Genomic DNA, 8709 nt, shown 5'->3' on the forward strand with positions numbered 1-8709 from the left:
ATTCACTTGCCTTGGCAACCTCTTGGACATTTTTTCGCCACACATCGAAATTGAATATATATCAATAGCTTAGGCGTGAAACACGATTGCAACAAAGAAAAAACAACAGTTGACAGACGGTCGCGTATCGGTGTGTCTGCCGCTGTGCACAACGTGCGCGGGTAGCGCTCGCGACCGGATCGAGGGTCGTGTGATCTGTCAAGCGGTCGGCGTGGCGGACGTGCGTCGGTATCATGCCGGCCGATGCTGGAGTTCACATGACCGTAGTCCCCGACGCCCCCGTTACCCCCGCCGCACTATCAGCCTTTCTGCGGGGTGTGGAACGCCGGGGCCTGGTACTGGCGCAGCTGCAATGCGGCGACGTGGCGGCAGCCGAGCGGGCGTTGGCCGCTGCCCTGCGCGCTTTCAGCAGCCAGGCAGCGGGACGGCCGATGGCCGGCTGGCCGATGCGCTTCTGGAGCCTGCTGGCAACCGCGCCGCCACTGCGCCGCGAGCCCATGCCTGGCACCTGGCTGCCGCCCTTCACCGTACTGGGCCGGATGCAGACCCCCGACCGGCTGGCGCTGCTGCTGCGGATCGTGGCCGGGCTGGAAGAGGAGGCCGCCAGCGACGTACAGGGCATCGCGGTGGCGGACTATCGGCAGTCGCTGGCGCGTGCCTGTCCACGCGATGCGGCCGGCAATCCAGATGCACAGGCGTGGCGGGTGCTGGCCGAGGCGGCGCAAACGGAGCTGCGCGATCTCACCCCGTCTCAGCTGACCCGGCTCAGCCAATTGCGCGACGCCTCGCTGGCTGGCGTCGCGCTGCAACCCGCCATCCCGGCAGAGGCGCCGCCCGCGCCACGCCGCGCTACCCCGGCACAGGTCCGCCCCAAGCGGCAGTGGCAGTGGCCACAGCTGGATCGGCGCCATGCCGGTATCGCTCTGGGGGGACTCGCACTGGCGCTCCTGCTGACGGTGCTGGGCTGGTGGTGGACCCACCGACGGCCCAGCTTGCCGCCTGAGCCGGTCTCGCAGGCGCCGGCCGGCGTGCTGCATGTCACCGATGCCGCGCCAGTGGTGGTGGAAGAACTGCCGGCGTCCGACCTGCCGGACGCTCCTGCCGTCCTGGGCATGGATCCGCGCGACCAGACGATGCTGGCCGACCCGGATCTGGAGTTGGCGCGTGCGTCCGACTTTTACGCCTGGTACGCCGCCGGCCACCCGGTGCCGGCGGACGAATCCGGCGCGCATGCCACCGCGGCCGAGCAGCCTTCCGCCCCTCTGGAGACGGTCGATGACGACAACTAAGTGGTTCGGCCTGCTGATGCTCGCCAGTACCGGCATCGCCGGCGCGCAGGCCCTGCCAGCGGCATTGGACGAAAGCGGGCACACCGAACCTGCCAGCGCGCCCGCCCCGGCGGCAGCGCCAAGCGCCGCGCAGCAACGCGCGCGCTGGGCGGCACTGACGCCGGCACAGCAGGCCGACCTGCGTGCGCGCTATGCCGCGTGGAAAGACCTGACCGCCACCGACCGTGTGGTGTTGCGGCAGGCGCGCGAACGGCTGCACAGCCTGCCCGAGGACCAGCAGCGCGCCTTGCGCACCCAGTTCAGCGCGATGGATCGCTTGCATCGCGATGGCTGGCGTCTGGGGTCGCAGGTGGGCGCGTTCTATCCGCAGCTGCAGCCGCTGATCGGCTATGTGCCGGTCGACCAGCGCGAGCGCTTACTGGCGGTGCTACGCAGCCTGGATGCCGGCCAGCTGGAACAGCTGGCGGTCCTCGCCCAACGCACCCCGCCGCAAGACCGCGATGGGTTACGCGACGCCTTGCTGGCCGAAGCTCCGGCCAGCCGCGGCGCCTGGCTGAAGCGGCAACTGGCGCGCTGATCGCCGATGCGCGGTGTATTGCCGCGCTTTGGCGCGGCAAGTGCTCATCGACCTGCGTTGTGCGAATAACGCGGCCGTCAGTCGCGGAACCCGCTTTTCACCGCGCTGTCGGGCCCGTGCGACTGCAGCGCCGCAGTTGCAGTGCGCAGCGTCAAAGACGCGCCAGACTCGCCACCATCAAGAACGCGGCAGCAAACGTGACCACGACGAAATAGATGCTGCCCAGGCCGAGGTATTTCAGCACCGTGGTTGACCACGATTGGCCGTACACGTGGCGCTGCATCCCCAGCAGATACAGCGGCATCCACACTGCCAGCCCGAACTGCAGCAGGCCGATGCTCCAGGCAATCGGGGGAGCCACCTGCGTCACCGATTCCCTGAGCAGCGATAGCAGCAGCATCGCCAGCAGGTTCAGGCAAAGAAACGCATGGCTGTACAGCGCCACCACCAGATGTTCCAGATACACCCGCCCGCTGCGCAGGTAGAACACGCGTAACAGCAGCGCAAACAACGGCACCAGCACCAGCAAGGTGGATGGCACCGCTGCGAAGAACGCGTTGTAGAGCAGTTGCGGATTGCTGCGCAGGCGCGGCAGGTTGGCGCGGATGTGGTCGAGCTGCACGTTGAGCCAGCGGTTGGCGAACTGCGGCAACGGCGCAACCGTCAGCGGGTTGCTGACCGGGTCCCAGGGTTTGCCTCCCAGCGAAAAGAACGTGCTGTTGTCGGGCGCATCGACCGTCGGTGCGGCGCTTTCCAGCCGCGCGCCCTGGTGCAGTTGCGCCAGCCGCTTGCGCGCCTCGCTCTCGGCGCGGGCGATGCCGGCATCCACGCCGTCGCGCGCGATGCCTGCCGGCACTACCTTGCGGGTCTGGGTGAGCGTGCCGACGATCTGCGCACGCACCGCTTCCACCTGCGCCGGCGTGCGCGCATGCGCGAAGTCCTTCGGTACGGCGCTGTGCGTGGTGCCGGGCGCCGCGAAGTCGTCGTCAGAGGCATGCACTGCGATGCGTGCAATGAAAAAGGTCAACAGGCTCACCACCAGAAACAGCCGCATCGGCGCGACATAGCGCACCCGTTGCCCACTCAGAAACCGCAGTGCCACGCGGCCGGGCACCAGCAGATCGCGCAAGGTGCGGAAGATGCGCCCATCCAGGTGCCAGAACGACTCGAAGACTTCTTCTACCGCGTGCGCGACGCTGCGCACCGGGCTATGCGCGCTTTGCCCGCAGGCGTGGCAAAACGCGCCTTGCAATGCGGTGGAACAGTTTTCACAGTCCGATGGATGCAATGCGGTCGGGTGCAGTGACATGAGCCAGGTCCAGTCGGCGGTGATGGAGAGGCCGTGTGCCCGATGCGATACCGCGAAGGTCCACGCCTGGCACACGGTACAGCGTCAGCATGCGGCTGCCTGGAAACATCGGCAGCTGCTGTTTGTTGCCGCGCACATAGCAGCGAGCGCGGCGAGAACTGCCCAGGCGCGCGTCAGGGCGCAATCGGAAAGTACGCGTAAGATAGCGGCCCCACGCGACCCGGTGCCAGCGCCTCCCGGCACGGCCGTAGTCCGCGCAGCAATCGGTGTGTCATGTCTGTTTCTCCTGCCCCCGCGTCCGCGACGCCAGGCTTCGCCGCGGAAGTGCGCACCACCGGCCTGCTGGCGTTGCCGCTGGTGCTCGGTCACGTCTCTACCGGCTTGATCGGGTTTGTCGACAACGTCATCGCCGGCCACCACGGCACCGCGACGCTGGCGGCGGTGACCATCGGCACTGCGCTGCTGTGGCTGCCGATGCTGGTGCCGATCGGGACGCTGATTTCCTTGACCGCCTCGGTGTCGCAATTGCGCGGCGCCGGGCGCGAGCGTGAGATCGGCCCGTTGTTTCGCCAGGCGTTGTGGCTGTCGCTGGGGCTGAGCGCATTGATGTTCGCGTTTCTGAGCGTGGTGCCGCCGCTGCTGCCCACCTTCGGGATTGCGCCGGACATCGTGCCGGGTGCCACCGACTTTCTGCACGCGGTGCGCTGGGGCGTGCCGGCGCTGACGTTCTACTTCTGCATGCGCTATCTCAGCGAAGGCATGCACTGGACGCTGCCGACCATGCTGTTGGGGTTTGGCGGCTTGCTGGTGCTGGCGCCGCTGGGCTATGTGCTGACCTACGGCAAGTTCGGCTTTGCCGAGCACGGCGCCGAAGGCCTGGGCATGGCCTCGGCCATCACCATGTGGGTGCAGGCCAGCGTGTTCGCGCTGTATCTATGGCGCGCGCGGCGCTTTGCGCACCTGGAGTTGTTCACCCATCTGGAAGGGCCGCGTTGGCGCGCCATCGGCGATCTGTTGCGCACCGGGCTGCCGATCGGCATCACCGTGCTGATGGAAGGCGGCCTGTTTATCGTCACTGCGCTGTTGATCGGCCGGCTGGGCTCGACCGAAGCGGCGGCGCACCAGATCGCCATCAATGTGGCGCAGCTGTGCTTCATGGTGCCGATGGGCGTGGCCGAGGCCACCACCGTGCGCGTCGGTCACGCGGTGGGGCGTGGCGATCCGTTGGCCATTCGGCGTGCCACCTGGGCCGGTTACGCCATCGTGCTGGGCACGCAGGCGTTGTCGGCCAGTGCGCTGCTGCTTGGCCACGACGCCATCGTCGGTGTGTATACCAACGATGTGACGGTGGCCGCGCTGGCGTCGGTGTTGCTGCTGTTTGCCGCCACCTTCCAGTTCCCCGACGGCATCCAGGTGCTCTCGGCCGGCGCGCTGCGCGGGCTCAAGGACACCCGCGTGCCGATGTTCCTGGCGATGTTCTCGTATTGGGGCGTGGGCATGCCGATCGGCGCCGGGCTCGGCCTGGGATTGGGCTGGGGGCCGCAAGGCATGTGGATCGGCTTGATCCTGGGCCTGACCACCGCGTCGATTCTGATGGGCATGCGTTTCCGGCAGACCAGCCGGCGGCTGACTGCCGACGCGACCCCCTGACTTTCAGCGCATGCCGTGGGCGGTGCGCAGCCGGTATGCTGGGCAGCATTACGTACATGCAGCGTCTTTTCGACGGAGTTTTCCATGAACCACCCCGTGCGTCGCAGTCCCATCGCCAGTTTCTTCGTCGGCCTGTGGGACGTGATGAATTTCACCCGGCGCCTGATCTTCAATCTGGTGTTCTTCGGTTTTCTGTTCCTGTTGCTGCTGGTGCTTGTGGTGGCGATGGCGCGCGGCGACGGCACCAAGCCGCTGGCCGAGCGCACAACGTTGGTCATCAACCCCGAAGGCACCCTGGTCGAACAGTTCAGCGCCGACCCGGTGAGCCGCTCGCTGGCCAAGGCCGTGGGCGACAAGAGCGCCGAAGAGGTGCAGTTGCGCGACCTGGTGCGGGTGATCGAAGCGGCCGGCAAGGACCGCAAGATCGAGCGGGTGTTGTTGAATCTGGACAAGCTGCAGCCGTCCGGCTTCGCTTCGCAGCGCGAAGTGGCCGCCGCACTGCAGAAGCTGCGTGCTTCCGGCAAGCAGATCGTGGCCTTCAGCGAGAGCATGAGTCAGGGCCAGTACCTGCTCGCCGCGCAGGCCAACGAGGTCTATCTGGATCCGATGGGCAGCGTGCTGCTGGAAGGGCTTGGGCGCTATCGCCAGTACTTCCGCGAAGGCTTGCAGGACAAGCTCGGCGTGGACGTGCACCTGTTCCGCGTGGGCGAATACAAGTCCGCTGCAGAGCCATACATCCTCGACGCGGCCTCGGCCGATGCCAAGGAAGCGGATCTGTTCTGGATGAACGACGTGTGGCAGCGTTACCTGGCCGACGTCGGCACCGCGCGCAAGCTCACCCCGGCGCAGCTGACCGCCGGCATCGACACGCTGCCTGAAGGCGTGGTGGCCGCAGGTGGCGATCTGGCCAAGTTCGCGCTGCAGCAGAAACTGGTCGACGGGCTCAAGACCCGCGAGGACGTCGATGCGTTGCTGACCAAGCGTGGCGTGGCCGACAGCGATGCCGACAGCGGCTTCCGCAATATCGGCTTCAACGATTATCTGAGTCAGTTGCAGGCGCAGCGCTCGCCGATGGACAGCCGTCCGCAGGTGGCCGTTGTCGTGGCGGCTGGCGAGATCAGCGGCGGCGAGCAGCCGGCTGGCCGCATCGGTGGCGAATCCACCGCCGCGTTGCTGCGCCAGGCGCGCGACGACGAAAAGGTCAAGGCGGTGGTGCTGCGCGTGGATTCACCGGGCGGCGAAGTGTTCGCCTCCGAGCAGATCCGTCGCGAAGTGGTCGCGCTCAAGCAGGCCGGCAAGCCGGTGGTGGTGTCGATGGGCGATCTGGCCGCTTCGGGCGGGTACTGGATCAGCATGAACGCCGATCGCATCTATGCCGACCCGTCGACCATCAGCGGCTCGATCGGCATCTTCGGCATGGTGCCGAATCTGACCCGCGCGCTGGACAAGATCGGCGTGCACACCGACGGCGTGGGCACCACGCGGTTTGCCGGTGCGTTCGACATCACCCGTCCACTGGACCCGGCCGCCGGGCAGGTCATCCAGGCGGTGATCAACAAGGGCTATGCCGATTTCACCGGCAAGGTCGCGCAGGCGCGTCACCAGTCGGTGGAAGCCATCGACAAGGTCGCCCGCGGGCGCGTGTGGAGCGGTGCGCAGGCCAAGCAGCATGGCTTGGTGGATGCGTTCGGCGGCATGCAGGACGCGGTGGCCGATGCGGCTAATCGCGCCAAATTGAGCAAGGGCAAGTTCCGCGTGCACTACGTGGAAAAGCCGGCCACGCCGTTCTCGCAGTTCATGAGCGGATTTGCCGGCAGCCGCATGGGTGCGTGGATGCTGAGTGATTCGGGCATGGCGCGCGCCATGTTGGCGCGTTCGCTGCCGGAAGTGGACACGCAGCTGCGTTTCGTCGAAAGCGCCGTGCACGACAGCAAGGCCGGTGGCGCGCCGGTCAAGGCGCTGGCGTACTGCTTCTGCGGGTTCTGAGCCGGCAAACCACGCCACTGGATGTAGCGACGACGCCGGCCTTGTGCCGGCGTTGTTGTTTTTGTGTCGCCTGATGCCTGACGCTCACCTCATGCGAGCCGCCTGACAGCGGCGTCGCGGTGTTGATCGCGCCTATCGCGCCTCGCGCTTACTGCGTGGCGGCGTCGATGGCCTTGCGCTGATCTTCCGCGGCCTGGTCGGTAGCGGCCTGCACCGCGTGCGCCTTGTTCAATGGCTGCTGGATGTGGTCGCGCAAGGCGGTGGCCTGCGGGTCGGGCTTTTGGTCGGTGGGCGCCGGTTGCGGGCGCTGACAGGCAGCCAGCGGCAACGTCAAAACGGCGGCAAGCATCCAGTGAAGTTTCATCGTCGTGACCTCGCGAGCGGTGGCGGTATCCTAACGCCGGTGCCGCAGCTGCGCGTCAACTGCGCTGTAGCGACCGTTTTTCCGCGTTTTGAAAGAGGATCACCCACGTGACAACGCAGCGTTGGCGGCTGGATGGACAGACCGCGCTCATCACCGGCGCCAGTGCCGGTATTGGATTGGCCATCGCACGCGAACTGCTCGGCTTCGGGGCGGATCTGCTGATGGTGGCGCGCGATGCCGATGCGTTGGCGCAGGCACGCGACGAACTGGCCGAAGAATTTCCCGAGCGCGAGCTGCATGGGCTGGCGGCCGATGTGTCCGACGATGAAGAGCGTCGCGCGATCCTGGACTGGGTGGAAGACCACGCCGACGGCCTGCATCTGCTGATCAACAACGCCGGCGGCAACATCACCCGCGCCGCGATCGATTACACCGAAGACGAGTGGCGCGGCATCTTCGAAACCAACGTGTTTTCTGCATTCGAATTGTCGCGGTATGCGCATCCGCTGCTGACCCGGCACGCAGCTTCGGCCATCGTCAATGTGGGCAGCGTCTCGGGCATCACCCATGTGCGCAGCGGCGCACCGTACGGCATGACCAAGGCCGCGCTGCAGCAGATGACGCGCAACCTGGCGGTGGAATGGGCCGAGGACGGCATCCGCGTCAACGCGGTCGCGCCGTGGTACATCCGCACGCGCCGCACCTCCGGCCCGTTGTCGGATCCGGATTACTACGAACAGGTGATCGACCGCACCCCGATGCGCCGCATCGGCGAACCCGAAGAAGTCGCCGCAGCCGTGGGCTTTTTGTGTCTGCCTGCGGCCAGCTACATCACCGGCGAATGCATCGCGGTGGATGGCGGGTTTCTGCGCTACGGGTTCTAGCCTCACCGGCACACGATGCGGCCACTGTCAGGCGGCTGCGGCCGATCTGGCAACGGCGTGTAAACGAAAAGACGCTTAACCAGAGAAGGGCGCGTAATCCGCAACGCGCGCAACCAGAGGATTTCTGCGTCGGCACGGGATGCACTGGCACGGGAGACATCCCTTCCCCCGCATCGCGGGGGAAGGTGCCCGAAGGGCGGATGGGGGCATCGGTGATGCGCAGGCATGACGCACTCGCCACCGATCTGCTTCCGCACCCAACCGGTGCCGGCCGCCCGGGCTCGCGTAACGCCTGTCAGCTCCTTGCGCGCTGTGGTGATGGCAGACGTTGGCCGGGTGTTGCCGCCAGTCAGGGGAGTCTTTGCTATGTAAGCAGAAGAACCCCGCGTCGGCAGGAGATGCATCCCATCCCCCGCGTCGGCAGGAGATGCATCCCTTCCCCCACATCGCGGGGGAAGGTGCCCGAAGGGCGGATGGGGGCATCGGTGATGTGCAGGCATGACGCACTCGCCATCGATCGCCTTCCGCACCCAACCGGTGCCGGCCGCAAGCACGTGCTCGCGTGACGCCTGTCAGCTCCTTGCGCGCTGTGGTGATGGCAGACGTTGGCCGGGTGTTGCCGCCAGTCAGGGGAGTCTTTGCTACGTACG

General features: G+C 66.7%; 7 protein-coding genes. 5 read left to right on the forward strand and 2 right to left on the reverse strand.

What is annotated here, in order from left to right; translation table 11 throughout:
* The first annotated feature begins 257 nt into the window (after window positions 1-257).
* Window positions 258-1289 (forward strand): hypothetical protein, encoded by a 1032-nt coding sequence (locus ABQZ00_RS00355; RefSeq protein ID WP_323539401.1) that lies wholly within the window; start codon window positions 258-260, stop codon window positions 1287-1289.
* A complete protein-coding gene (locus ABQZ00_RS00360; protein ID WP_323539400.1) occupies window positions 1276-1866 on the forward strand; it encodes a DUF3106 domain-containing protein in 591 nt (196 codons plus the stop codon). Before ABQZ00_RS00355 ends, ABQZ00_RS00360 begins: the two co-directional genes overlap by 14 nt.
* A 151-nt stretch (window positions 1867-2017) precedes the next feature.
* Here the strand turns inward: ABQZ00_RS00360 and ABQZ00_RS00365 are convergent, their stop codons facing one another.
* Window positions 2018-3175, reverse strand: coding sequence for a DUF3667 domain-containing protein (locus ABQZ00_RS00365; RefSeq protein WP_323539399.1), 1158 nt, complete (start codon window positions 3173-3175; stop codon window positions 2018-2020).
* A 273-nt stretch (window positions 3176-3448) separates the two neighbouring features.
* On the opposite strand from ABQZ00_RS00365, the gene ABQZ00_RS00370 reads away from it, so the two are divergent.
* Complete coding sequence (locus ABQZ00_RS00370) at window positions 3449-4825, forward strand: MATE family efflux transporter (protein WP_323539398.1); 1377 nt, start codon at window positions 3449-3451, stop codon at window positions 4823-4825.
* 84 nt (window positions 4826-4909) lie between these two features.
* Entirely contained in the window at window positions 4910-6811 is a 1902-nt protein-coding gene (sppA, locus tag ABQZ00_RS00375; protein ID WP_323539397.1) for a signal peptide peptidase SppA, read from the forward strand.
* A gap of 148 nt (window positions 6812-6959) precedes the next feature.
* On the opposite strand, the gene ABQZ00_RS00380 is transcribed toward sppA, so the two are convergent.
* Window positions 6960-7175, reverse strand: a complete 216-nt coding sequence (locus tag ABQZ00_RS00380) for a hypothetical protein (RefSeq protein WP_046964303.1) — start codon at window positions 7173-7175, stop codon at window positions 6960-6962.
* A gap of 107 nt (window positions 7176-7282) precedes the next feature.
* On the opposite strand from ABQZ00_RS00380, the gene ABQZ00_RS00385 reads away from it, so the two are divergent.
* The gene (locus ABQZ00_RS00385) at window positions 7283-8059 is read left to right on the forward strand and encodes an SDR family oxidoreductase (protein WP_055847620.1); all 777 of its coding nucleotides are present in this window, start codon (window positions 7283-7285) and stop codon (window positions 8057-8059) included.
* Window positions 8060-8709: the final 650 nt, after the last annotated feature.

The organism is Xanthomonas sp. WHRI 10204, assembly GCF_040202875.1.
Lineage (GTDB): Bacteria > Pseudomonadota > Gammaproteobacteria > Xanthomonadales > Xanthomonadaceae > Xanthomonas.